This window comes from Flavobacterium sp. C4GT6, from assembly GCF_036347315.1.
Taxonomy (GTDB): Bacteria; Bacteroidota; Bacteroidia; order Flavobacteriales; family Flavobacteriaceae; genus Flavobacterium.
On the sequence record NZ_JAZGZU010000001.1, the window covers coordinates 101,715 to 124,083 of the forward strand.

At 45.1% G+C, this 22,369-nt stretch carries 21 protein-coding genes; 5 read left to right on the forward strand and 16 right to left on the reverse strand.

The window, feature by feature from the left end; genetic code table 11:
* Positions 1 to 57: 57 nt before the first annotated feature.
* From porY to V3Z67_RS00395, 3 genes are all read right to left on the reverse strand, one after another.
* Positions 58 to 1,329 (reverse strand): sensor histidine kinase, encoded by a 1,272-nt coding sequence (gene porY, locus V3Z67_RS00385; protein ID WP_330441451.1) that lies wholly within the window; start codon positions 1,327 to 1,329, stop codon positions 58 to 60.
* Positions 1,322 to 1,999 carry a response regulator transcription factor gene (locus tag V3Z67_RS00390; protein ID WP_330441452.1) on the reverse strand — a complete coding sequence of 226 codons (678 nt, stop codon included), beginning with the start codon at positions 1,997 to 1,999 and terminating at the stop codon, positions 1,322 to 1,324. Before V3Z67_RS00390 ends, porY begins: the two co-directional genes overlap by 8 nt.
* Before the next feature lie 82 nt (positions 2,000 to 2,081).
* Positions 2,082 to 3,086 (reverse strand): IS3 family transposase, encoded by a 1,005-nt coding sequence (locus V3Z67_RS00395; RefSeq protein ID WP_330441786.1) that lies wholly within the window; start codon positions 3,084 to 3,086, stop codon positions 2,082 to 2,084.
* Between the two features lie 74 nt (positions 3,087 to 3,160).
* Between V3Z67_RS00395 and chrA the strand changes: the two genes are divergently transcribed.
* The gene (chrA, locus tag V3Z67_RS00400) at positions 3,161 to 4,315 is read left to right on the forward strand and encodes a chromate efflux transporter (RefSeq protein ID WP_330441453.1); all 1,155 of its coding nucleotides are present in this window, start codon (positions 3,161 to 3,163) and stop codon (positions 4,313 to 4,315) included.
* A 402-nt stretch (positions 4,316 to 4,717) separates the two neighbouring features.
* On the opposite strand, the gene V3Z67_RS00405 is transcribed toward chrA, so the two are convergent.
* Positions 4,718 to 4,888 carry a hypothetical protein gene (locus V3Z67_RS00405; RefSeq protein ID WP_330441454.1) on the reverse strand — a complete coding sequence of 57 codons (171 nt, stop codon included), beginning with the start codon at positions 4,886 to 4,888 and terminating at the stop codon, positions 4,718 to 4,720.
* Positions 4,889 to 4,986: 98 nt separating this feature from the next.
* Between V3Z67_RS00405 and V3Z67_RS00410 the strand changes: the two genes are divergently transcribed.
* From V3Z67_RS00410 to V3Z67_RS00420, 3 genes are all read left to right on the forward strand, one after another.
* Positions 4,987 to 5,832, forward strand: coding sequence for a DUF3347 domain-containing protein (locus V3Z67_RS00410; RefSeq protein ID WP_330441455.1), 846 nt, complete (start codon positions 4,987 to 4,989; stop codon positions 5,830 to 5,832).
* A gap of 117 nt (positions 5,833 to 5,949) precedes the next feature.
* Positions 5,950 to 8,160: a multicopper oxidase family protein gene (locus tag V3Z67_RS00415; protein WP_330441787.1), complete on the forward strand. Its 2,211-nt coding sequence runs from the start codon at positions 5,950 to 5,952 to the stop codon at positions 8,158 to 8,160.
* Between the two features lie 82 nt (positions 8,161 to 8,242).
* The gene (locus tag V3Z67_RS00420; protein ID WP_330441456.1) at positions 8,243 to 8,725 is read left to right on the forward strand and encodes a DUF305 domain-containing protein; all 483 of its coding nucleotides are present in this window, start codon (positions 8,243 to 8,245) and stop codon (positions 8,723 to 8,725) included.
* 154 nt (positions 8,726 to 8,879) lie between these two features.
* On the opposite strand, the gene V3Z67_RS00425 is transcribed toward V3Z67_RS00420, so the two are convergent.
* Positions 8,880 to 10,109 (reverse strand): type II toxin-antitoxin system HipA family toxin, encoded by a 1,230-nt coding sequence (locus V3Z67_RS00425; protein ID WP_330441457.1) that lies wholly within the window; start codon positions 10,107 to 10,109, stop codon positions 8,880 to 8,882.
* A 2-nt stretch (positions 10,110 to 10,111) separates the two neighbouring features.
* Positions 10,112 to 10,399 carry a helix-turn-helix domain-containing protein gene (locus V3Z67_RS00430; RefSeq protein ID WP_330441458.1) on the reverse strand — a complete coding sequence of 96 codons (288 nt, stop codon included), beginning with the start codon at positions 10,397 to 10,399 and terminating at the stop codon, positions 10,112 to 10,114.
* Positions 10,400 to 10,741: 342 nt separating this feature from the next.
* Between V3Z67_RS00430 and V3Z67_RS00435 the strand changes: the two genes are divergently transcribed.
* Positions 10,742 to 11,086: a hypothetical protein gene (locus V3Z67_RS00435; RefSeq protein ID WP_330441459.1), complete on the forward strand. Its 345-nt coding sequence runs from the start codon at positions 10,742 to 10,744 to the stop codon at positions 11,084 to 11,086.
* A gap of 57 nt (positions 11,087 to 11,143) precedes the next feature.
* Here the strand turns inward: V3Z67_RS00435 and V3Z67_RS00440 are convergent, their stop codons facing one another.
* From V3Z67_RS00440 to V3Z67_RS00485, 10 genes are all read right to left on the reverse strand, one after another.
* Positions 11,144 to 12,115: a hypothetical protein gene (locus tag V3Z67_RS00440; protein WP_330441460.1), complete on the reverse strand. Its 972-nt coding sequence runs from the start codon at positions 12,113 to 12,115 to the stop codon at positions 11,144 to 11,146.
* A 119-nt stretch (positions 12,116 to 12,234) separates the two neighbouring features.
* The gene (locus V3Z67_RS00445) at positions 12,235 to 15,384 is read right to left on the reverse strand and encodes a hypothetical protein (protein ID WP_330441461.1); all 3,150 of its coding nucleotides are present in this window, start codon (positions 15,382 to 15,384) and stop codon (positions 12,235 to 12,237) included.
* Positions 15,385 to 16,730: 1,346 nt separating this feature from the next.
* Positions 16,731 to 17,510: a PRTRC system ThiF family protein gene (locus V3Z67_RS00450; protein ID WP_330441462.1), complete on the reverse strand. Its 780-nt coding sequence runs from the start codon at positions 17,508 to 17,510 to the stop codon at positions 16,731 to 16,733.
* Complete coding sequence (locus V3Z67_RS00455) at positions 17,510 to 18,211, reverse strand: PRTRC system protein B (RefSeq protein ID WP_330441463.1); 702 nt, start codon at positions 18,209 to 18,211, stop codon at positions 17,510 to 17,512. Before V3Z67_RS00455 ends, V3Z67_RS00450 begins: the two co-directional genes overlap by 1 nt.
* A complete protein-coding gene (locus tag V3Z67_RS00460) occupies positions 18,180 to 19,367 on the reverse strand; it encodes a hypothetical protein (protein WP_330441464.1) in 1,188 nt (395 codons plus the stop codon). The genes V3Z67_RS00455 and V3Z67_RS00460 overlap by 32 nt, the downstream gene beginning before the upstream one ends.
* Before the next feature lie 14 nt (positions 19,368 to 19,381).
* Positions 19,382 to 19,600 carry a PRTRC system protein C gene (locus V3Z67_RS00465; RefSeq protein ID WP_330441465.1) on the reverse strand — a complete coding sequence of 73 codons (219 nt, stop codon included), beginning with the start codon at positions 19,598 to 19,600 and terminating at the stop codon, positions 19,382 to 19,384.
* Positions 19,545 to 20,192, reverse strand: a complete 648-nt coding sequence (locus V3Z67_RS00470; protein ID WP_330441466.1) for a prtrc system protein e — start codon at positions 20,190 to 20,192, stop codon at positions 19,545 to 19,547. The genes V3Z67_RS00465 and V3Z67_RS00470 overlap by 56 nt, the downstream gene beginning before the upstream one ends.
* Before the next feature lie 5 nt (positions 20,193 to 20,197).
* A complete protein-coding gene (locus V3Z67_RS00475) occupies positions 20,198 to 20,386 on the reverse strand; it encodes a hypothetical protein (protein WP_330441467.1) in 189 nt (62 codons plus the stop codon).
* A 46-nt stretch (positions 20,387 to 20,432) separates the two neighbouring features.
* Positions 20,433 to 21,476, reverse strand: coding sequence for a DUF932 domain-containing protein (locus V3Z67_RS00480; protein ID WP_330441468.1), 1,044 nt, complete (start codon positions 21,474 to 21,476; stop codon positions 20,433 to 20,435).
* Between the two features lie 28 nt (positions 21,477 to 21,504).
* Complete coding sequence (locus V3Z67_RS00485) at positions 21,505 to 21,924, reverse strand: single-stranded DNA-binding protein (protein WP_330441469.1); 420 nt, start codon at positions 21,922 to 21,924, stop codon at positions 21,505 to 21,507.
* Positions 21,925 to 22,369: the final 445 nt, after the last annotated feature.

Below are 22,369 nucleotides of genomic sequence, written 5' to 3' on the forward strand. Positions count from 1 at the left end.
GTTTATAGTTTGATTTTGGTGTAAAACTATACTGTGATTTAGAAGGAAATCTGAATTTTAAAATTTGATGGTAAAACTATGGGCATTATCATTAAATTTATATTCTATATTCCAGTTATTTATCTCTGTTATCTTCTTGATAATGGCAAGCCCTAAGCCATTTCCGGATGATGAGGGGTCTGATTTTGAAAAACGTTCAAAGAGCCTTTCTCCATCAAGAGCAGTAGTAACCCCAGTATTGGTAAAAGTAAGACTGTATGTATCAGTAGTTATTATAATATCCCCTTTTTTTACATTATGCCTTATGGCGTTTAAAAAAAGATTATTAATTAATACTTCTGTTAGTATAGGATTTGCTGTGATATTAAGTTGCTCCGAAAGATTTGTAGTAACAGTAATTTGCTGAGCATTGGCCTGTTCTGTAAAAAAGTCAAGGTGTTTGTTGATTACAGCATTAACGAAAACACTTTCCTTGTCAAAATATACATCATTATCAATTTTAGATAATAGCAGCAGATTCTTATTCAGGCGGTTTAATCTTGATACATCATTATTAAGAGATTCCAGTAGTTCAAACTGCTCTTTGGTAAGGTTTTCCGATTGTGAAAAATTATCGAGCTTAGCCTGAAAAAGAGCGAGTGGTGTCTGCAGTTCATGTGCTGCATTTTCAACAAATTCTCTCTGATTTTTATAGATGGCAGTATTTTTTTCTATAAGACGCTCCAAACTTGTATTTAAACGTTTAAACTCTTCTATAGTTGTGTTTTGAAAATTAGGTTTAGTGTCCTTATCTATTTCAAAATTGCGTATTTGTGAAAGGGTATCATAAAACGGACCCCATAAATTTTTAGCCAGCCTGTTAGAAAGAAAAATTATCCCCAACAGCAAAATTAAAATGATAAGCAGGAACATAAGTGCCACGGTATAAACCATGTCTTCCATTTCCACCAGGTTATTTTTTTCTATATAGGTATAGTACTTGCCGTTTATTTCAACCGGAGCCCATAGTTCCCTAAAAGGTTCTGATTCATTAGCAATGGAATCAAAATAAACCGTTCCGAAAATAGAGTCTTTTCTGATGCCGGTATCAGGTACAATTTCTACATCGCGGTTGTATTTATTCCACTCATTTATATCACTATCTGAAAAATTGCCATTGTGAATTTCATCTTCTATAAAAGCATTCTTATGGAATGTAAGTATTTCATCGGTTTCATATACATAAAGCCAATGGCTTATATAATAGAACAATGGAGCACATATAATCAAAATGATTATCGAGTAACGCAAATAGCTGCGCGTAGTTATGTTAAGCAGTTTTTTATTCATCACTCCATTTATAGCCTAGTCCGTAAACAGTTTTTATATAATCGGTACTTCCTGCCTTAGCCAGTTTTTTCTTCAGGTTCTTAATGTGTGCATATACAAAATCATGATTATCCAGCATATCAGCCATATCTCCCGATAGATATTCGGCTATTGCTCCTTTAGAAAGAACCTTGCCCTGATTTCCTATAAGAAACAGCAACAGGTCAATTTCTTTTTTAGTTACTTCCAGTTTGTTACCTTTTACCGTTACAGTACGGGCAAGTATATCCACTTCAATTTCATGAAAGGTAACTGTATTATTTCCGCTGAAGTTCTTACGACGGATAATTGCCTGTATCCTTACCAGTAATTCAGAAAGATGAAAAGGCTTGGTAAGATAGTCATCCGCACCAAGTTGTAAGCCTTCAATACGAGTGTCTAGTGCTTCCTTGGCAGAGATAATTATTACACCGTCGGTTTTCTTTAGTCTGCGAAGCTCTCTCAATACCTCAAAGCCATCTCCGTCGGGAAGCATTAAATCCAAAAGTATACAGTCATAACTGTACAATTCTATCTTTTCCATAGCCACCGCTGCAGTTGGTGCAGATTCGCACATAAATGCATTGGGAGCCATATAATCCGCTATACTTTTTGCAATTGCCGGTTCATCTTCTACAATCAGGATTTTCATACTGCAATTTAAACAAATAGATTTTGAATTTATTTTGAATATCTAATAATTAGGGTTTATGCATCGTTAATGACAAAAATCGCTATTTATGATTGTAATGCTTTTTCTGATATTCTAACATTGTTTCATTCCCTAGATGATTATGTCTCCTTTTTGAATTGTAGTATACTTCAATATATTCTTTTATTGAGGATTGTGCTTCACGTCTACTTTGATAATTATTCTGATAGAGTAACTCGATTTTAATTGTTTTGAAAAAACTTTCTGAAACCGCATTATCCCAACAGTTACCTTTTAGGGACATGCTTCGGATGATTGATTTATACTTATTGAGTTCTTCTGCGAATTCTTTACACGCATACTGTATGCCCCTGTCGGAATGAAAAATCAAATGAGAACTTTCTCTAATCGGCCTGTTTGTAATAGCCTTTTTAAAAGCTTCTATAGTTGTATATCTTGTTTTTAGCGTTGTAGACAGAGACCAGCCTATTACTTTTCTATCATAAAGGTCAATTATAACAGTAAGATAAAGCCATCTTTTTCCCGCCCATATATAAGTTATGTCCGATACCCAGACTAAATTTTTATTGTTTACGATAAATTTCCTGTTCAATATGTTTTCAGCTACAGGATATTTATGTGATGAATTAGTCGTGACCTTATACTTACTTTTAAAGACGCTTTTAAGCGAGGCGGCTTTCATTAGCTTCCTTATCAGTTTTTCCGAAGCATGAAAGCCCAAAACTTTAAGTTCTTTGGCAATTCTAGGACTGCCATACCTTTTTTTGTTTTGAAAATGTATTTTCTTTATTTCCTCAAGTAATACCAGATTGTGTTGAGCTCTTTTTGATTGTGTCCTGCTTCTCCATTTATAATAGCCGCTGGTACTTACACTAAGAATTCTGCACATATCTTTTACTGCAAAATTGGACAACTGACGGTCGATAAATTCAAATTTTACCTTTGTGCTGACTTGAAGGCAGCCAGCACATTTTTCTAATATAGCCTTTTCAAGTTTTATTTTTCTTAGTTCTTTTCTAAGTTGTTTAAGCTCAGCCTGTATTTTTATTTTCCTATTACTTTTGATACTCTTTTTTTATTTAAAATTTACAACGCCACGAAACTCGTTATTTCGTGTCCACTTTTTGGTATGAAGACCAAATGGAAATAAAATCAATAAATACACAGGACAATAGAAAATCCTTAAAGGAAATTGCGCTGCTTTTTATAAAGCTCGGCTGTACGGCCTTTGGTGGCCCTGCTGCCCATATTGCAATGATGCAAAGAGAGGTGGTACATAGGCGAAAATGGATGGATGAGCAGGATTTTCTGGACCTTATTGGGGCTGTGAACCTTATTCCCGGACCGAACAGTACCGAACTGGCCCTTCATCTCGGGCAAAAGCGGGGAGGGGCTAAAGGGCTTATTATCTCAGGGTTGTGCTTTATCCTGCCGGCAGTCCTGATTACGGCGCTTTTGGCCTGGCTGTACCATAGTTACGGGCAGCTGCCACAGGTACAGCCGTTTATTTACGGTATCAAACCAGCCATAGTTGCTGTCATTCTTTCTGCCATATTTCCCCTGGCCAGAAAGTCAGCCAAAAGCACAATGCTGATTCTTTTGGGATTGGCGGTGCTCGCACTTTCCCTTTTGGGGTGTAATGAAATTGTCCTGCTCTTTGGTGCGGGCCTATTGGCACTTGTTTTTAAAATGATCAAAAGGGGCCGTGATACAGGGCTGCGTTCCCTCCTAATTTGGGGTGTCATACCGCTGTCCGGTACAAATTACAATACGGAACTGAATTACAGGTTATTTTTTATCTTCCTAAAGATTGGTGCGATTCTTTATGGCAGCGGCTACGTCCTTTTTGCCTTTCTCGAATCGGAATTGGTTGCTGCCGGAATGCTCAGCCGTAAGCAACTGATGGATGCTATAGCAGTAGGGCAGTTTACCCCGGGGCCTGTCTTCTCGGCAGTAACCTTTGTAGGCTGGCAGGTTAACGGGCCTGCAGGTGCTTTTGCTGCCACGATAGCTGTTTTTTTGCCCTCCTTCATTTTTGTGGCCCTGTTGGGTATATTGGTAAAGAAGTTGCGGAAGTCACCCCTTATGACGGGTTTTCTTGATGCGGTAAATGTCGCATCGGTAGCCATCATCCTCTCCGTTTGCGTGACTATGGCAGCCGAAACGGTTACCGGCTGGAGGACGATACTTATCTGTGCTCTTAGTCTGTACGTTACCTTCCGCTACAGGGAACTCAATACCGCTTATATAGTAATTGGTGGTGCTGTAAGCGGTTATCTGCTAAGTTTTCTCTAAAAACGATTCTTTCCAGTTATCGTACAAATCAATAATTACGTAATATATTTCCAAAATTTCGCAAGGCGTTACAGTAAGCGAATACTAACTTTGTACAGGTTCTGGTTCGAAGCGATTGGAATCCTGAATAAAGTTTTAAGTTGTTTTTAATAAAACTGACGATAAAGTGTTTTAACTTTAGGTCGCTAAAACAAATTGATGGTGTATCGACTGCTAATAGTATTTATTTTCGGACTGTTTTTTACACCTTCGCGGGCATTTGCTTGCGGGGGCAGCCCGCATACTGTAGTGCATTCGTCCGTGTCGGCATCTTCCTGCCGGGAAGATTGCTGCAGGGATAGATCAGGCTGTAGCGAGCACCATCAGGACCATAAGCAATGTAAAGGGGAATGCGGGCATGACTCATGCCACTGCACCCCGAGGCATCACAGCCCCGCAGTACTGACGGTCTTTCATTTTACCTCCGGCAGTACATTCCCAAATTTCAAAAAGCAGATTTTCAGCTACAGTGAAAGGATTGTACAATCCGCCTGTATTGCGCTGCGCCTTCCGCCCAAGATAAGTTAAGCACATTACCGTACAGCCATAGGTGTGCCCGTTCGGGACATCTCATTTCTAAGCAAGACCCGTTAAAGGGCTCTGCAATTACTAACGTTTTATATTATCAGATCATGAACCTATATAAAAAATTGGTGATGCCTGTACTTGTACTGGTATCGCTGCAGCTCCATGCACAAATAAAAAACAGCCAGTCCGTTACTGCGAAAGTATCGGGTAACTGCGGTATGTGCCAAAAAACAATCGAAACCGCCGGAAGCGATAAAAAAGATGCTGCGGTAACCTGGGATAAGGAAACAGGGATCGCAACCATAACCTATGATGCCCAAAGAACCACCCCGGACGCCATACTCAAAAAGATTGCCCTTGCCGGCTACGATAACGAAAAATACCTCGCTCCTTTAGATGCCTATAACAGGCTGCCGGGCTGCTGCCGTTATGAGCGCAGCGGGTTAGCCGCTGTAAAACAGGACGAAACAGCCCCTACGGAGCACAACAGCAAAGCCGTTATGGAAAAGCAGGGAGAGGATACCCTTCTCGGGCCGGTGTACACCGCTTACTTCTTACTGAAGGATGCCCTTGTCAGCTCAGACGGTGTTGCGGCAGCTACAGCGGCAGCGCAATTGACAAAAGCACTCGAAGCGGTACCCATGGACAAGATGCAGCACGGCGCGCATATGGTATGGATGAAAAACCTGCCGGCCCTGAAAGAGGATGCAGCGCACATTGCCGGCACAAATGATGTTAACCACCAGCGTGACCATTTTGTGACCCTGTCGGGTGCGTTGTACGTCGTTGCCAAAGCCTTTGAACCGGAGGGCACGCTCTATTACCAGCACTGCCCTATGTACAATGACGGGAAGGGGGCCAACTGGCTCAGCAGGGATAAGGAAATCAGGAATCCCTATTACGGGGCACAGATGCTTTCCTGCGGAAAGACTGTGGAAACCCTGCAATAGTCCCCAGAATAGACACGCAATACTAACCGTGAAAGCATCAAAATTATGGTAGAAAAAAACAGAATAACGTATCATAAACTGACACTAGCGCTCTTGGCCACACTCCTGTTTCCTGCAATGCTGCTGGCCCAGAGAACCGTTCATTATGACCTGCACGTCAGGGATACTGTAGTGACCTATGGGGGTAAGCCCAAGCAAGCCATAGCCGTAAACGGACAAATACCCATGCCGACTTTGGAATTTACCCAGGGAGATAGGGCTGAAATTACCGTGTATAACCACCTGCAGGAAAGTACAGCACTCCACTGGCACGGCATATTCCTGCCCAATAAGGAGGATGGCGTGCCGTACCTGACCCAGATGCCAATTGCCCCCGGAGAAAGCTATACCTATCGCTTTCCAATTATCCAGAACGGCACCCATTGGTACCATTCCCATGCAGGTTTGCAGGAACAGATTGGAATGTACGGAAGCTTTATCATTCACAAAAAAGAGGACGATATCACCTTCCGTAAGGGGATAGATGATTTGCCAGAAGTGCCCATTGTACTGAGCGAATGGACCAACCTAAACCCAAAGAACGTAAACCGCATGCTGCATGCCGCCAACGATTGGTTTGCCATAGAGAAAGGGGCTACGCAAAGTTATGTTGAGGCTATCGCCAGCGGTAATTTCAGGACAAAGGTCACCAACGAATGGAAAAGGATGCTAGCGATGGATGTAAGTGATGTGTACTACGATAAAATCCTTGTGAACGGCAGTAATGAAAATACCTTTGAAAATTACAAGGGCCAACCCCTCAAAGGAGGGGATAAGGTGCGCCTGCGCATCTCTAATGGTGGTGCCTCATCCTATTTCTGGCTGCGCTACGCAGGTGGGAAAATGACCGTTGTCGCCAGTGACGGTAATGACGTTGAACCGGTAGAGGTGGACCGGCTCATCATCGCGGTTTCGGAAACGTATGATGTAGTGGTTACCATTCCCAATGACGGGGTGGCTTACGAATTGCTGGCCACCACTGAGGACAGGACGCAGTCGGCAAGCTACTATATCGGAAACGGCATCCGGCAGCTGATTTCGCCCATGCCGCGCCTGAAGTATTTTGAAGGGATGAAAATGATGAATGGGATGATGAAAATGAACGGGGACCTGGATGATATGGGCATGAACATGAGCTGGAACCGTATGGATATGAATGTAGTCATGTATCCGGAGATAACCGGCGAAAAAGACAGCCGTATGGACCACTCCCGCATGAACCATAACATGGATATGGGAAGTAACACCAATAAGTACAATGCCAATGCGCTGAGTGATATCGTAACCCTAAACTATTCCATGCTCAAATCCCCAACCCCCACCAGCCTGGACACTGCGGCACCTGTTAAGGAACTGCGCTTCACCCTGACTGGTAATATGAACCGCTATGTATGGAGCATGGACAACCGCGTACTGACGGAGGCTGATAAAATCAAGGTAAAGAAAGGGGAGGTTTTACGTATTACCTTTTATAACAATTCAATGATGCGCCATCCCATGCATTTGCACGGTTATGATTTCAGGTTACTGAACGGTCAGGGCGAATATGCGCCCCTGAAGAATATCATTGACATTATGCCCATGGAGACCGATACCATAGAATTTGCGGCGAATGCCGAGGGGGATTGGTTTTTCCACTGCCATATCCTTTATCATATGATGGCCGGGATGAACCGTGTGCTTTCAGTGGGGGAGTACCCGAACCCAAACCTTCCCGACAAAGAAAAGGCATACGACATGCTACAGCGGGAAAGCGACATGCCGCACCTGACGGCTCAAAATGACTTCGCCACCAACGGTAATGACGGGGAAGCCATGCTGATGAAAGCCCGATGGAATCTGGGAACCGAATGGAGGCTGGGGTACAATGACATGCACGGCTATGAGGTGGAAACCCATCTGGGACGCTATATCGGTAAGATGCAGTGGCTGATGCCCTTTGTAGGCTTTGACTGGCGTTACCGTAAAATGGGCATTGACGGGCAGGAGAAAAACCTCTTCGGGCAAAAAAACGAAAAAGATACCCGCAGGGCGTTCAGCCTCGGGGTGGTCTATACCCTGCCGATGTTGGTGAACTTTCAGGCAGAGGTGTATCACGACGGTATTGTAAGGCTTTCCCTTATGAGGGAAGACATTCCGGTATCCAGCCGCCTGCGGGCTGGCTTTATGGTCAATACCGATAAGGAATATATGGCCGAACTGCGCTACATCGTCACCCGCAATATCGGGATCCGTACCCATTATGACAGCGACATGGGTTTTGGGGCAGGAATCTCCCTGAATTACTGACAGCGGCGCCCATAAAGGATATAGATAGCCAAGGGTGTGCTGCCCTTGTGAAAAAGAACAAAGTAACTAAAAAGATAAAATTATGGAACACACAGCAACGGACAAGAAAAAGAACCACTACCTGACTTTTGTACTGATGCTCGCCGCATCATTTATTGCCATGTACATTACCATGTATTTCAATACCTACGCCTGGGACCATATCTATTTCAGTCTCACGCGCCTTTATATGACCTGTATGGGAATCTCCTTTATGGCGCTTATCATGTGGTTTTTTATGCGCGGAATGTACCCAAGTAAAAAGAAGAACCTCGCCATAGTATTAGGTAGTGTCGCCCTGTTTTTTACGGCATTGGCCCTTGTACGGGCTCAGCGCCCTGTTGTAGGGGATGTGTTGTACATGAAAGCCATGATACCGCACCATTCCATTGCGATACTGACCAGTGAGCGGGCAGATATTAAAGACCCGGAGGTACGTAAATTGGCCGATGGCATCATTGAGGCACAAAAGAAGGAAATCGCGGAAATGAAAAAATACATCAAGCGCCTTGAAGCGGAAAAATAATGTACGTTAATATACAAATAAGGACCGGCACTAGCCGGTTTTTATTTGTAACATCTTTATAGCGATACTACCCTGGCGCATATAAAATTAACCCTGAACCATTAGTGCTGTACTTTTGATGATAGGGTACAGTTGACCTACAAAACAGCCTGCCCTATAGCATCAGTTTTTGGATTCTTTTGTCAATAAGTTCAGTTGATTCCTTTGAAACACCTGCATCCTTAGCGAGCGATTTCCATTGCGATACAGCATCTGCTACCTGTTCCAGAATTGGCGCTGCATTTCTCATACCGAACTCAGAGGCCAATTCCCTTAAGTGCCTTCTTGTTGGATTGGCACTCTCACCGGCTATAGCGGTACTGTGCATGCCATGTGAGGAATTGGAGTAGGTGAGGTCATAGGCGGGTGCAAGCTGCCAGTTCCCTTTGGAATCCATCAGGTAGGAGATGTTCTTGCTATGGTCGTCACGGTTATGCGAAAACACATTAAATGCTGCTATTCGTAGCACCTTTTCAAGCCCGGATACATTGCGTTCCAACCTGAATGCGGCATCCATAAGATTGCCGTAATCCATGTTGCTGTACCTGAAGTTGTCGTTGAGCATCGCGGCAGCGGAATGCAGATGAAATCTTCCGTCCCCCTCGCGGTCAAATCTTTTCGTGCCGAAAAACTTATGGTCTGATGCGGAGCTGAATAGCCTGCAGTCGGCCATCGGAATTCCGGCAGCCACTGCCATTTTATGGTAGGCATATTCTATTTGCGCAATATCCTGCCGGTCATTCGAGGAAGGAAACTTTATGAGCCAATGTTCATAGGATTCCGGCAAAGTGTCGGTGCCGTGGATCAAATGGTCAGTTTTGGGATTGTATCCGACAAGTATTTTAGGCCGGGCGCCTCCCGATGATCCACCCATTTCGTACAGTTCGTCGATAATCGATGAACTTGATCCCTGCAATACAGCATTCATTTCTTTGGATATCGCATCCAGTTCGACCTGCATTATTTCCTGTGCTGAAATTTCGAGCTGGGGGCGGTAGGTCAATGCACCCATACCTTTCAGGCCCACGTACGCCAGGCGCTGTAATGCGGTTACATCCTGTAGGAGCATGCCTTTCGCTGTCAGGGTCCTGTCCAAAAGCAAACGTCCCCAACCATCAGGCAGGGAGTCATAAAAAACGCCAAATAAGCCTTCAAAGGGCTGTGCGGGCGCTTCAAAAATTTTATCACCCAATGGCAGGTGGAAAGGCGATATTTCAATACCGGACTGTATAAAATCGGTATAGTATTTAAAGAAAATGCGCCTTCCTTGTTGTATCAGTTCACCTACCTGAAGCTCTTCATTCCCAAAATCAATGGAAACGGTAATCTTTTGGATCGGTTTCATTTTTATCGTGTCTTATTGCTGAATAATTTTTCCACTCTTTCCAGGCTTTCTTCAATCTGGAATACCGGGGTAAAATCCTCAAGGCGATTAAAAAAATAAGCTAATTTCAAAAGCGACTCCAGCGAGATGTGCCCTGATGTTTCAAAACGTTTCAGGCTACCGAAAGACACGCCCGAACGTTTCGATAGTTCAAGTTGCGAAATACCGTTTTTTTTACGTAATTGTTGTGCCTTTGCAGCAAGTTCCTTCATTACGGTCGCAGGTGTTTTTGTAACGCTGTATATTGACATAAATGGATAATATATTATACAAATATAGTGAAAATTCGTGATAATAGATAATATATTGTATATGATAAAGTATCTGAGAAATTGTTGTTATCCCGCGCTGACTAGATCTGATGTTTCTGCCTTAAGAAACTGGTAACACCTGTCGCTTCCGGTTAGGGATGGTTAAATGTTTTATTGGATTCTATAGGCTTTGTCGTGTAGACTCGAAGATTGCTGATACAGCACTATTGAAAACCATATCACTAAGTAGCCAAGAAAGAATCTTTTTTGAAATTATGTGCTGTATTCTTGCAATGCGATTTATCTAATAGCATACTACTTTAGTTGTCAAAATATAGTACAATGGAACGATATCCCATGACCCAGGACGGCCTGGAAGCTTTTTTCATGGAACTGCAACCTTATGGGGCTGCGGATCTGCTCCTTGAAGCGGATGCAGTCGCAAAGGATCCCCTGAGCTACCTGACACTGAAGTTTGAACTGGATGTTTTCATGGTGGAAAGGCTACGGTCAATTGGCATTGCCGGACTACGTACCATGGGCTGGTGCCTGGCTACGGCAATCCTCCACAGGGAATCTTTCCAGCCGACCGGAGAAGGGATCCGCATTAGCGCAGCATTGCTTCTGGGAGACGGTACAACCCCGGCCCAGCTGGCGTGCAGCATCACCCTAAGGGATTTCTCCTGACACAGGCGGGGTATAGCACTGTTGCGGGATTTACATTTGCCTTTTTTACTTTAGCGGCTAATCATCCAGGATACTGTCCGGTGCCGCTATTGTCGGGTCATACCAGTCAGCCTTTGCCCGTGCCCAGTCCATCCACTGCTTTGTTTCTTGTGAGATTTCACCCCCTGTCAATACCTTACGCTCTGTCTCTGCTACAAGAGCCCTTATCTTTTGTGCCTTAGCAAAGTTATCGGCCTGCGTGAGCAGCGTATCCAGCCTGGCCTGTTCGGCCCTTCGTAACCGTTCCTTTTCCTGTCGCAGCTGTTCTTCCTTTTCACGCTCTATGGCAGCAAGTCTTGCCTGTTCCCTCCACCGGGCTTCCTTTTGCCCGTCAAGTTCAAGCCGTGCTACAATCCGTGGAAGCATGTCCTCAAGCCTATTTTTATTATCACGCCATTCCTTATCAAAGGAATACTTTCCTGATTTCAGGATGAGCTTCCCGTTGGGTACCAGTTCAGAGGTAAGCCATTGTGATTCGGTGTTGTAGACCCTGTTGGAAGCTTCCCGAAGCGAGAGCTTTATCTCAATGCCCTCGATAAGGGCAAAAGTACCCCTTTCGTTGATGGCAACTCCATGCCCGCGGTATTCCAGCAATTTTATAAGGGTATCAAAGAAAAGCAGTGCCCTTGGTCTGTTGGCTTTCTCTGTGCCGATACTCAGGTGGGGCATGGCATTCCCAAAACGGAAGCGGTCGCTGTGCTTGTTTTGTTCCGCCCAGTAGCGCTTGGTTTCCCTAATATGGGAATGCGGTTTGGTAAGGGTTTCGGGTACGATCAGCGGTGCATTAGTGTCAGCCTTCAGTTTCCGTACCAGAAGTGTTTCAGGCGAGGCGTCAAGGTTAAAGGGATTTTCATGTCCGCGGAGAGTGAGTTCAATGACATCGTTACCCATAGCAAAAGCAGGCAGCTTCTCGGGCTTTACCGGCTTGTTGAACTTCAGTTTCTGCCAGTAGCCGTTAGGTGGTATCGGGACCTTATATTTTTTACACATCTTACGAAGGCCGTTATCCTATATGGCATAGGTCTTTGCCAGCTTGCTCAGCGGAGTACTCCATACCAGGTTATAAAATTCTTTTCGGGTTAAGGTTACCTTTTCCATCCTTTATATTTTCAGGGGATAAACAGATGCCTGTTCCCTTCCAGTAATCCGATTACTTCCCGAAGGCTATAGGCTTTCGATTTATGTTTATAATAAATTTCCATAATATCATTCTTCAGGCGGTGATAATAAAACAAGTCACCCCCGGTTGCATTTATTTTTCGGAAATCCATTTTAGAGAGCCTTTCAATTACCATAGTACAGGTAGCAGCATCATAATTCTTACAGATATTTATCAGCGCTTCCGAGGCAATGCGGGTCGGTAGTGTAAACCTATCGTAAATTGCCTGGCTGTCGGGAGTTGTAAGGTACAGTTCCATCAGAGCTACAAGATCATCTATGCCCTCAACATTGCTGTAGCGTTGCCAATCATCGTTACGGAATTGTATGGTTACAATCTTTTTTTCCTTAAGTCGTGCAGCAATATAACCGAGCAGACTATTGAATGCATTTGGGTCGTTGCAACCGACCATGTGCCTGATAATATCAATCTCATCATATACCTGATTATCTATCAGTTCCCGCTCATTCTGTAATAGGAATGTCCTTATTTTGTCATTTTTTTCGCTCTTGCTCCAAATATCAATAATTGTATCATAGACCATGCGGCGTATCCTTGAATCTCCCTGGTAGTGCATAAGTTCGTCAAGTACATTGTCGTCATTTTCGTAAAGCCGCTTAATTAATTGTATGGCAGTTACTTCACTGCCGTAATCAAGATAACGGTAAATGATATCCAGAAAGTTTATATTTAGGGACAGAATGTCGATATCATGGTCCAGGCAATAGGAGAGGTGACCGTAAAAACAGGATGCCGGCAGCTGGGCATGGACAAGGTTCCAGACAACACGCTGCCCAATCTCTTCATTGGTCAGACCGTCAGAGGTAAGGTTCTCAGATGGATTAGCCTGTCCCGAAAGTTGAATGTTTATGCCTTCCCATAGTTTAAAATACAGGAAATTCAACAGTGTCTCCTTATCCAGCGGAAACCTGAAATATTTCTGGAAATTGTGGATCAGTTCGTAGACTTTAAATTCTTCGGTATAACGCAGCTCTTTATCTTCAATTAATCTTGACTTGTAGAACTCTCTTAGATTATCCGCCGTATTTACACACCAATTTTCAATATATTTCACCTGCATCTGGGAAACCTCGATCTTCTGGTCTTTCTCATCCTTTTTGGGAAGAGCCTGATAGATGTCAAACATGATGTCAGTTTCCATAGCGGCTAACCTTTTCGGGGCATCAGAAAGCTTCATTCCTTTTTTGCGGCGTATCATTTGCCCGAGCAGGTACTTGGCATTGCTACGGACTGCCTTAAAAAGGTCAAGGTCGTGGTAATACTGCCTGTAAATAGTTTCCAGATCCTTATTGGTCATGGTATCCTTGCCGAGATACCCATACATATAGTTGATCTGTCCCAGCAATCCCTCCCGGTCAAAAAGCAGGTTGAAATTCTCCTGTTTGTCGGTACTGTGCGCGGATGCCCAGTTATCGGCCTCGCCGACGCTTAGCTTATCTAGAAAGCGGTAGCTGCTGTATTGTTCCATAAAGTCCTCAAAACTTTTGCTTAAAGTGAAGTTGCGGTGGCTCAGTACATTCCGGTATTCCCTTATAAAATCATCATTCACACTGCCCTTATGATACTGTTCGGTAATCATTATGAAATCCTCTTCCTCCATGATTTCAACCAGAAAATGCTTGGTGCTACTGTTGCCCTTTACAGCTTTAAGTACAGCTGTTGCCACAGGCCTTGCTATTGCGCATGCCTTTACAAGATTCACAAGCAGGTCGTCCTCATAATACCGAATATTATCGTTGATAACTGCATTGCTGATCATATCGGTTAAGACATCATTGTATTCCGGCCTTTCTTTGAATACGTTTTCCATATGCTCCAAAAAATCCTTCAGTACACTTTCCTTAAGGGAATTCTCCTTATGCCTGGCCAATAGGAACCGGTAAATACGAAGAAGCTTATCGGGATTGGTAATTCGGCAAAAATGCTCAAATAGTGTATCCTTAGTGGAATTTATCGAGCGCGTCCTGGCAGTAAATTTCCATTGCTTAAAACCAAGTGCTTTGTCGAGTATGCCCAAAAAGTAATCCAGATGATTCTCGACCGTAGCCTCAGGGACAGCCCTGAGAACAGCTCCAACCACTTCTTTGTGATCATCCTCCCTGACTATTTCTATTAGTTCGCCAAAGAATTCCCGGTCGTCACTCAGCCCCAGGCTCTTACTGAACATTATTATGTCCTCTTTAAGGTATATGTAATCTTCATCCATGTAATCAGCCGAAAGAACCTGTTTCACCAGTGTCTTGACACTTTCAATATGGTGGTGCGCCGTTTCCATTAGCGAAAGGATTTTGACCGCTGACATTCGGGCACGCCTGTGAATGCTCTCATCTGCAATTTTATTGAGCAGGTAGGTGATATTGGCTTCGGTCTGGCTGAAACGTGCGATCTGCCCGGCATCATTTATCCATAGGGTTTCCTGTTCGCAGTGCCTCTCAAAATAGCGGACCAGCAATCGTTCCTTGATATCATCACTGACCAGGTTGGCGTCGGCGTTAAAAAGCACTTCGTAATCATGTTCAGCCAGCCAGTCGGCAAGATCTGCATACACCTGCTGTGGCAGGTTCAGGTTCAGGGTAAAAGAAACAACGTTATACCAGGAGGGATGTACTTTATTGATATCGGTGTCGATGCGGATCAGCTCAAGAATCTCTTCGAACGAAAGTTCCACCATAAGGGTTGCTACAAAATATTCCTGAATGTTTTTATTTTCGAAAGCCCACGTACCATTGGTGTTTTCTTCCAGGAAAGGGTTTTTTGCCAATGCTGTGGCCTCCATTCCTGTAACTTTTTTAAGATCGGCGGCACTTAAGTTTGTTTTTTGAAGCGACTCAAAGGTGAAGGCAGCCCGTCTGGTATCCGAAATAATCCTGTCAATGTCAAAGCCGGCATCATTACGGAATTTATTATCCTCATCGTGCTTTAACCGTGAATTCACGAATTCACGAATCAGTGTGGCCTTATCGGTACGAAGGCTTTTATGCTGTAGGTAGTACTTTCCTATCAGTTCCAGATAGAAAGGATTCTCAAAGAGCTGTCGCTGCTGGCTGTAATCAAAATTTGGCTGGGTTCTCAGATCCAATCCGAATTTTTCAAAAAGGAATGGCGCCGCCTGAGAAAAGGCAACCTCGTTCAGGTAGTATTCGCTGAAGGCAGCTACCTGTTTGATGTATTTCCTATAGACATTGGTGCGGCAGCTGATAATGAACCTTATTTTGTATTTTTTGAGCTTGGTTTCGTGCTCATCGATATAAGCCCTGAGTTTGTTGGTAAAATCAGTAATGTTTTCCACCTCATCGACCCCGTCAAGAATGATAACAAGCCCAGCCGTACGCAGTGCCTGTTTGGGAAGCAACTCTTCAATGGAGCTTGACGTGTTAAAAGTTTTAAGCTGGACAAAAAAGCAAACGTTGGCTTTGCTGTTTCTGCTTTCCCATGAAGACACCGCAAAATTGCGCAGTTCGGTCGATTTGCCATAGCCAGCACCCCCCGGGAGGACAATACCCTTTTCAGCTGTCGCCAATGCCCTTTCCAGGCTGATTCCCGAGGGATTATACATCTCCATAAGACTCCGCTCCTTTGAGGGGCGTAGGGTACGCGATATTGTTATCGGGTCTTTAAGTAGCTTTCCGATATAGACTTGCCGGTCGGTCTCCTGTATGGTAACCTGGCTGAGCAGGTTATCAGAAAAGAGAAAGCTCCTGAAATTAGCGATAAGTGTACGGCGTTGTTCCGCATTGAGTACTAACGCCTCTTTGCGGTAGATTTTTTTATATAAGTCAGGATAAAGGCTGATATAGTCCTGTATCCTCTGGTCCGGTGTCAGAAAGGCTACAGAGAACAGGTTGGTTACAAGGGCTTCAAAGAAGGGCTTGTTCCTTGTAGGTTCCATAATATTACTGAAAGGCTGAAAAGGGGATAGGAATAGCGCCAGGTCGATATCCCTGTGTGTGGAAGCGAGTTGAGGAAGCTTTGTCATGGCCTCCGAGTAATTAAGCTTAGTTGTGTAGTCCTTGCACTCACAGTATATGGTAAAGGTAATGCCCTTTTGGTCAATAACCTGTATCAGGTCATCATAACCATCCTGACTTCCTGAGCGCTGTATACGTAATGTTGCTACCGACAGCCCCATTTCCTTGCAAATTCGCTCAAGAAAGTCAATGGCAACTGTTTCTAAATCTCCGCCTTTTTTCACATGTAAAAATTTACTACTAATATAAAGATTCACAGGGTCAGATTGGTGAAAGCGGATGAGATTTTATGAACAGTGAAAATCATTCTGTAACGTCGGTGAGGAGATATCAGAGGGTTAACTGTTGAAAAGTGGGAGTGAATGACTTTTCCGTAAAGTAATGTATCGGTTATTAAGGTAACAGCAGTCCCGCGCCGCAGGAAACCCCGGGAAGGTTCCCTGTGGCGCGGCGCCGCCTAAATCGGCAAGGGCAACGTCCTGAATTCTGTAAGGTTGACAAAGATACCCCGCTGCTCGGTAAAGCCCTTTCTAATAAGCTGCCACAACAGGCTGCAACCCATTTGTGTCAATACGGAGTTGATGAACAAATCCTGCTTTTCGAGGGCCTCGGCAAGGGAGCAGCTTGGCAGGTCTTCGGTATCGCCCTGTGTGAGCAGTTCGGCAAATTCTTTTGTAACCTGTGGCAGGCTGCCCACAGGTGTGAACTTTTCCGAAGCAGGCTGTTTAATACTGCCGATTGTGGAAAGGATAACCTGCCCCGTGTCCCTGCCATTCCCGAAATCCATCCAGTAGCGGGGCGTATCGGTACGGTGCGTACTTAAATCCAAATCGTTCAATACTTCCGCTATCTGGAAACGGGCTGCTGCGGTGTCCACGCAGGAAATATAAATCGCATTCCTGCCTGTTGCGGTATCGGCGGTAAACGGCTTTTCGACGGCTTTCCATGCTGTGCCGAAAAAACGATTGGTACGGGTAATGAGGGCGGTGGCTTTGGATAAGCCGACCTCGCATTCCGCAAATAACTGCCTGCCACGATTGGCATCAGATATTACATCATCATCCCACAGGCTGACCTGAAAGCCTGCGTGTCCCAATTGTTGCAGGCTGTGTGACATCCGTGCCAAGCCTGTCAGCACCTGTGAGCCTGTACCGCCTGCACCAATCAGGCATACGCTTATCGGGTTGGTCGGGTTCAATAGTTCGGGGGCTATAAAGTGGGCTTTTTTCGTTTCCATTACAATAAATTTCTAAGGGTTAGCGGTGTCGGTCTTAGGGTGTCGGTCGGAAATGGCTTTTCAGGGTCTGCCATCAGTTCTTTGTAGAGGTTAAAGAGGTTAACACCTACGGGGTTGTGTTCGTTGATGTGGTGGGAAAAATAGCTTTCAAAAAAATACCCCTGCCATGCCGTAATGAATTCCTCTAAGGTGGCAGCCGATTTAATGGCAACGTTTACATTACCCATACACACATTGCCTTTTTGGTAGAGGTTAAAGAATGGGGCATGGTATAGCGGTGTTTCCACTTTGGGCTTGGTCTTGCTTTTGAGCGCAAAAAGTTGCAGTTCCTTTTTAGTGGCTTTCCAAAGGAGCGCAGGCAGGGCGATTGTTCCATTGGCTAAGCTGAGGCTTTCGGCAAAGTACAGCTTTTGGCGTTGGGGCTTAGTGTACCATACTACGCTGCCATTGTCGGAGGGGTCAAGGTGCAGCACATTTTCAGGTAGTATGCCCTCGGGGTGCAGGAACGCCTTGCCAGCCTGCTCACGGGTGTCAAGGGCTTTGGCAAGGTTTTGTGCTTCCCTTACTGTTAACGGGTGTGGGTTTACAGGGCTTCCGCTTTCATCCATATCGTAATACTCAATGTATGGGGTGGCAAAACCACTTGCGGCAAAAACCACAAGGGCTGCTTTAGGCTGGTAGAGTGGGACGTTTGGTGTCATAATCGTAGTTGTTTAAGAGGTAACACAATTCATTCAGGAGTGGGAACAGTCGGCACTCAAAATCAAGGGTATCTTTGTCCTGCGCTTGCCTATCAAAAATGCGTTTTAGAACAGGCTCCTGTTTGGAGGTGCTTTCATTAAAGTAGGCATTTACCGATTGTTGTACGTTTTCATACAGCCACCCGTCGGTAGCTGCCACAAAGCCGATGTATTTTTCCATAGTGATACATTCGTAATCATCAAAATCATCGTTTTCATAGTCGGGCAGGCAGCTTGTATCAGCGTGTTTGTATATGGAAGTTTTAGGATAGTCCTGCCACAGCGTGTAAAATTTTTGGGCGATACTTTGGCATTCCCTATCCAAATCATCACAGGGCGTAAAGGCTTCGAGCCATTCCCCGAAGTGGTCAAAATGTACCGTGTTCCATATCCTGCGCAGCATGGTTTCACCGTAGTGCTGTGCAGCCCGTAACTGGCTTACATAGTCGTTGTAATCTGTTTGCTCCCAATCATCAGGGTCATCGGTTACCCATTCGGACACCATTTCATACTGCCAGTACAAAAAACCGTCCTCGGTGTAGTAGGGAATATTTACAGTATGGAACAGGTAGCTGAATACACAGAGCAAGAGCCGTGCGCCTTTACGGTACTTCTTGTCCTGCATCATATAATGCAGGGGTAGTACAGGAATATAAAACAACGTGTTTCCTGTATAACAGGTTTCTGTTGCCTGAACGGCAAAACTGCCGTTATCCTCCAACAGTTCCAAACCGATATGTTGGGAATACTTATTATTGAGCAGCCTGCGGGCATCGTGCAGGGCAACCTCCCTGCCGTAGGGGTAGGCAAAGCCTGTAGTGTCCACAGGTTTCACCTTATAATGTTCACATAGCAATTTTAAGCTGTGGTAAAAATCTTCCTTTTCTGTACCGCCTGCGATTGCCTGCCCTGTGTAATGTGGCAGGAAACGTGTTTTCAGAAAACCATAGGTAGCAGCCCCGCAGGGGCTGACCTCGGGCGGTCGGCAAGTACCTCTGCGGTGTCTTTCCTGCGCTGCAAGCCCATCAGGAACTCGGCTGCGTTTTTGTGCAGCAGCTTTTGCCTTTTGTTTTGGGACAGCCGTAACTGCCCCGCTAATACTTGTTGCATAGTCCATAACGTTAGGTTTTATTATCCTTTAGTCCCCATAGTGGTTTCAAAACGGTACTGCACGGTATCGTTGGTAATTTCAGGTCCTACCGCTTTTGCGGTGGTCAGTGTCGGGTAGGTATTCGCATAGAAATGCATCACGGCTTCTACGCTCCATTTCGGGTCGGGGTCGGTCAGGGTAAACTCATTCCCCTTGTCCTTCATCAGGAACACCCTCGGCAGTAGTGTGGTCTGTAGCATCTTGTTCGGTTTTAGGTTCAACATTCATTACTGCTGTGGCAGGCTGTCCTGCGCCAAAAAGGTCGGGGCTGAATTGAGCCGACAAGCTTGACCTGCGTTTTTGCATTTCCTCGGATTTGTCGGGGAACTCGGAAGTTTTGGGAACTTTTAACCACGCTTCCCTGAATTTGCCTGCTGCTTCGAGTTTATCGACTTCCACCATAATGCCGATATATTTCATTTCCTTGATTTCCTCGGGCGTGGTCGGCTTGTCCGATTTATCGGCTTTATCCACCTTTTCGGTTTTCTTCTTTTCCATTGCTGCATTTTTCCTGGCGGTTTCCTGCCCTTTCAGGTAGGCTTCCATATTCACGAGCAGTTTAGAAGTTTCAGTTAGCGGTGTGCTGACAGCATCAAAAAAGCCCTCACACAATTCCTTTGCGCTGCCTTTTATAATAAGTGGCGGTATATGGTTCTTTGCTGCATCCCCGCAGCCGTCATTTTGCACCAGTACAGAGGTGGTCAGTTGTTCCCCGTCCTTTTTGACGGTAATGTTCAGGCAGCCCTCAAAGGGTATGGCCGCGATGTGGGCAAAAAAATTCGTTACTGGCATGGCATTTATTTTTTGGGTTTACGTTGCGGTTCGGGGTTGCTTTCTATTACACGCCTAATCAGGTTCAGGGCAGTTGCGGTGTCAAAGGCATCGGCTGCGCTCATGGCAACATGGTCGAGCCTTTCAAAAATGGGCAGCACTTTTTTAAGGGTGGTTACTGCCTTGCGTTCTGTGGTCTGTGCTAATACGCTCAAAACATTTATTTTATGCTGCACCGCTTGGCGGTGCAGCGGTTAACTATCAGTTGCATTGCAGGGCAACCGCCCCGTTTTTATAGAAATCTCCGCACAGGTCAAAAGCTTTTTGCCCCCGTGCCTGTGCCGTACCACCCAAACAGATGCTTTTCAGTTTGTCCTCACCCGTTTTAAAGCTGCGTACATTTTGGTAATAGCCTGTAACGGCATTGTAGGCGCCAAACAACGTGCCTTTGGTGGTAACAAGGCTTTGCGAATCGTCAGCCATAGCGTACTCGAATGCCGCATCACAGGCATTTTTGTACATCGTTGAAAGTTCTTCGGTAGCCCCTTTCTTTAAAATGTTGTAGGTTTCTTTGTTGGGACATAGTGCCAACTGTATCAGTTGCTTCACCTGCTTATCTTCGATGCGTACGTTAGCCCACTCATTAAAGATACTTTCTAACTGCAACGACAGGTTATCAGCAACGCCCATCACTTTGTGCGCCTGTTCCAAACGTTCTTTAGCCCCTGCGGTGTGGCGTATGCGTACGACATTGGTCGCATTGCGCAACGCTGCATTAAGCGTGTTTTGGCAGACGATGCGCACAGGCGTAAAGGCTGCGGTAATTGACCCGCTGCCATCGTGGGAGGTGGTCAGGAAAATGTATTTTTCGGTTACATCGTCCCCGTTACCCACACGGATATAGCCGGGCAGCTTGGCGGTAATAAAAATGCGTTCCCCGTTGCCGAGTGCGCCTGCGGTCTCGTACAGTATGCCCTCGCCACCACCTACAATGGCATCGAAAAAGGCGAACGCATCCGCATTTTGTACGATTTGGTAGTCTTTACCCACCACACCAAACACGGTTTTGGTGTCGGTGCACATCGTGGCGTATTGGTCAGGTACGGGATAGGTGTCAAATAATCCTGCGCCTCTTGCAAAAATCGGGGCTTTGGTTACTTCATAATCCAAGCCTGCAACGGCTATGGCTTCACGGCTTGTAGGATAGTTTTCTACTATCTGCCCAAGCCCGTGCCATGCAGGCTGCTTTACGCTCATAAAGGCGTGTTGCCCTGTTGTTTCATTGAAATTTATATTATGTGCCATAATGTTACAATTTAAAGGTTAAACGGTTTTAAAATGGGAGGTCATCGTCAGGGGCTGTACCATTGGATACTACTTCGGCTTCGTACACGGGTGCTGCGCTTTCTGCGGTCTGGTTTACGGGCTGCGCTTTATCTGTGGCTGCCCCGCCACCGTGCAGGGTAATTTTGGAGGTGTGGAAGTTCAGCCCCGCCTTAGCGTTGCCTTCGCTGTCCACCCAAGCCCGTGCACTTACACGCCCCGAGAGTTCTACAATAGTTCCTTTGGTGAGGTACTGCGCTATGCCCGTGCCTATCCAGTAGGAACAGTCAAAGAATTCGGTCTGTGTGATACGTTCCCCGCTGCGCGCCTTGTAGCTGTCACTGACCGCCACGGAAAAATTCACCACCTGCCTGTTGTCGGACAGCGTACGCACCTGGGCATCCGCTGTCAGTCGTCCTGTAATTTCCATAATCGAAAGATTTTAAGTTTGACAAAATGTTCAATCTGCTTTCCCCAATCCCGCATACATTTTCCAAAAGAAAAAACGGAAAAAAAGAAAGCCAGCCCAAAGCGGGCGGTAAGGGCGCGGCGTGCTATAAGTCCCGGAGGGTGGCCCGCGCGGCAGCCGGAGCCATTATGCGCACGGAGCAACCGCCGCCTGCTAGCTTAGCTGCCTTTTTTGTCCGTTTTTGCATTGGAAATGCAACCTCTCCAAATCCTCATTTATTTTTTATCAATTTAATAGCCTGTTGGTACCATTTCAGATCTTTGTAAAATGTAATTTGATAAGTTGAAATTAATAGAAATTTATTGATGCCTTAAAAGCACAAATACAATTTTTAGGAGAGAGGTATTCCCGGATAAGAAATAGTTAAAATAAGAAATTAAATGCACAGGAAAGATAATTATCCAGT

Bases quoted from the DNA above. Each gene is read 5' to 3' on its own strand.
- V3Z67_RS00450 (WP_330441462.1), bottom strand. From the start codon at position 17,510: ATGGAAACGAAAAAAGCCCACTTTATAGCCCCCGAACTATTGAACCCG.
- V3Z67_RS00455 (WP_330441463.1), bottom strand. From the start codon at position 18,211: ATGACACCAAACGTCCCACTCTACCAGCCTAAAGCAGCCCTTGTGGTT.
- porY (WP_330441451.1), bottom strand. From the start codon at position 1,329: ATGAATAAAAAACTGCTTAACATAACTACGCGCAGCTATTTGCGTTAC.
- V3Z67_RS00435 (WP_330441459.1), top strand. From the start codon at position 10,742: ATGGAACGATATCCCATGACCCAGGACGGCCTGGAAGCTTTTTTCATG.
- V3Z67_RS00390 (WP_330441452.1), bottom strand. From the start codon at position 1,999: ATGAAAATCCTGATTGTAGAAGATGAACCGGCAATTGCAAAAAGTATA.
- V3Z67_RS00430 (WP_330441458.1), bottom strand. From the start codon at position 10,399: ATGTCAATATACAGCGTTACAAAAACACCTGCGACCGTAATGAAGGAA.
- V3Z67_RS00465 (WP_330441465.1), bottom strand. From the start codon at position 19,600: ATGCTACAGACCACACTACTGCCGAGGGTGTTCCTGATGAAGGACAAG.
- V3Z67_RS00460 (WP_330441464.1), bottom strand. From the start codon at position 19,367: ATGGACTATGCAACAAGTATTAGCGGGGCAGTTACGGCTGTCCCAAAA.
- V3Z67_RS00485 (WP_330441469.1), bottom strand. From the start codon at position 21,924: ATGGAAATTACAGGACGACTGACAGCGGATGCCCAGGTGCGTACGCTG.
- V3Z67_RS00425 (WP_330441457.1), bottom strand. From the start codon at position 10,109: ATGAAACCGATCCAAAAGATTACCGTTTCCATTGATTTTGGGAATGAA.
- V3Z67_RS00440 (WP_330441460.1), bottom strand. From the start codon at position 12,115: ATGTGTAAAAAATATAAGGTCCCGATACCACCTAACGGCTACTGGCAG.
- V3Z67_RS00410 (WP_330441455.1), top strand. From the start codon at position 4,987: ATGAACCTATATAAAAAATTGGTGATGCCTGTACTTGTACTGGTATCG.
- V3Z67_RS00470 (WP_330441466.1), bottom strand. From the start codon at position 20,192: ATGCCAGTAACGAATTTTTTTGCCCACATCGCGGCCATACCCTTTGAG.
- V3Z67_RS00405 (WP_330441454.1), bottom strand. From the start codon at position 4,888: ATGTGCTTAACTTATCTTGGGCGGAAGGCGCAGCGCAATACAGGCGGA.
- chrA (WP_330441453.1), top strand. From the start codon at position 3,161: ATGGAAATAAAATCAATAAATACACAGGACAATAGAAAATCCTTAAAG.
- V3Z67_RS00480 (WP_330441468.1), bottom strand. From the start codon at position 21,476: ATGGCACATAATATAAATTTCAATGAAACAACAGGGCAACACGCCTTT.
- V3Z67_RS00415 (WP_330441787.1), top strand. From the start codon at position 5,950: ATGCTGCTGGCCCAGAGAACCGTTCATTATGACCTGCACGTCAGGGAT.
- V3Z67_RS00420 (WP_330441456.1), top strand. From the start codon at position 8,243: ATGGAACACACAGCAACGGACAAGAAAAAGAACCACTACCTGACTTTT.